Source organism: Rhodococcus sp. CX, assembly GCF_015865005.1.
Lineage (GTDB): Bacteria > Actinomycetota > Actinomycetes > Mycobacteriales > Mycobacteriaceae > Rhodococcus.
The window spans coordinates 6,514-8,352 of sequence record NZ_JADZGH010000234.1 but is presented as its reverse complement, the minus strand read 5'-3'; the positions used below and the strand labels follow the sequence as shown (position 1 = coordinate 8,352).

The following is a 1,839-nucleotide window of genomic DNA, read 5'->3' as shown; positions in this document are numbered from 1 at the left end:
CCGCGGACCGCCGGTCCAGCGGCAGCGCGGTCACGTGCACCGTGGTCTCGGTGATGCCGTACATGTTCACCAGCGTCGGCGCGGTGTCCGGGTGCCGCCGGTACCAGCGTTCGAGCTGCGCCAAATCCAGGGCCTCCCCGCCGAAGATCACCCAGCGCAGCGACAGGCCGCTGTCGGCGGCGGCCCGATCCGCCTCGACCAGCTGGTAGAACGCGGTCGGGGTCTGGTTGAGCACGGTGACGTGTTCGCGGCGCAGCAACGCCAGGAACACGTCCGGGGAGCGGGCGGTGTCGTGGTCGACGACGACGAGCCGGCCGCCGTAGGCCAGTGCCCCCCACATCTCCCACACCGAGAAGTCGAACGCGTAGGAGTGGAACATCGTCCACACGTCGTGCCGGTCGAACCGGTAGCGCGGGGCGGTGGCGTCGAGCAGCGCCACGACGGTGCGGTGCGGCACCATCACGCCCTTGGGGCGGCCGGTGGAGCCGGAGGTGTAGATGACGTAGGCGGTGTGGTCGGGGCGGCGCGGGCCGCGGCGTTCCCGCTCGCTCAGCGCGGTGTCCGGCAACGCCGCGATCTCCGCGGCGATGATCGCGTCGTCCAGCAGGATCGTGGGAATGTCGGTGCGCGGCAGCGACTCCCGGTATCCGCTGGTGGTGACCACGCACACCGGCCGGGCGTCGTCGAACATGAACGCCAGCCGCTCCGGCGGATACGCCACGTCGACCGGCAGATACGCGGCCCCGGTGTCGAGGACGGCCAGCAGCACCGCGACCAGATGGGTGGTGCGCGGCAGCGCCACCGCGACGAGCGTGCCCGGCGCGGCGCCGCGCGCGGCGAACGCGCGGGCCAGCCGGTGCACGTGGCTCGACAGCTGCCGGTAGGTGAGCTGCCCGTCGACGCCGGTGACGGCGACCGCGTCGGGGGTGGTGGCGGCGGCCCGGTCGAACAGGCCCATCAGGGTCGGCCCGGAGCCGGGGACGGGGGGCACGACCGGTTCGTGTTCGGCGGGTTCGAGCAGGTCGATGTCGCCGACGGGCACGGCCGGGTCGGTGGTGACCGCGTCGAGCAGCCGCAGGAACCGCTGCACCAGCGCGGTGACGGTGTCGGCGTCGAACAGGGCGGTGGCGTAGGTGAACGCGGCGTCCAGGCCCGCGGGTTCGGCGACCCCGGTGGTGGGTTGCTCCCCGATCGTCAGCTGCAGGTCGAACTTGGCGACGTGCGGGTCGGCGTCGAGGGCCTCGACGGTCAGGCCGGGCAGGTCCAGGTGGGGGCGTTCGTTGTTCTGGAATTCCAGGACCACCTGGAACAGCGGGGTGTGGTCGAGGGCGCGGGCCGGGGCCAGCGCGTCGACGAGCTTCTCGAACGGCAGCTCGGTGTGCCCGAACGCGGCGAGGTCGACCTCGCGGGTGCGTTCGAGGTGGTCGGCGAAGGACAGGGCGCCGGTGACCGGGGTGCGCAGCACCAGGGTGTTGACGAACATGCCGACCAGGTCGTCGAGGGCGCGGTGGCCGCGGCCGGCGATGGGGGTGCCGATCGTGATGTCGTCGCTGCCGGAGACGCGGGCGAGCAGCACCGACAGGGCGGCGTGCACGGTCATGAACAGGGTCGCGCCGTGCCGGGCGGCCAGGTCCTGCAGGCGGCGGTGCACCTCGGCGGGGACGGTGAAGTGCACGGTGTCGCCGTGGAAGGACTGCTGCGCGGGCCGCGGCCGGTCGGTGGGCAGCGCCAGCACCTCCGGGACGCCGGCGAGGGTGCGGCGCCAGTGCTCGAGGTGCCGGGCGGCCAGCGACTCCGGGTCGTCGAGGTCGCCGAGCAGCTCCCGCTGCCACAGGGCGT

Annotated in this window: 1 protein-coding gene; it reads right to left on the bottom strand. The window is 73.4% G+C overall.

Translation table 11 applies throughout. From position 1 onward, the window contains the following. Window positions 1-1,839: AMP-binding protein (locus I0Q12_RS33990; RefSeq protein WP_231611484.1), on the bottom strand; the 1,839-nt coding region annotated here is incomplete at both ends.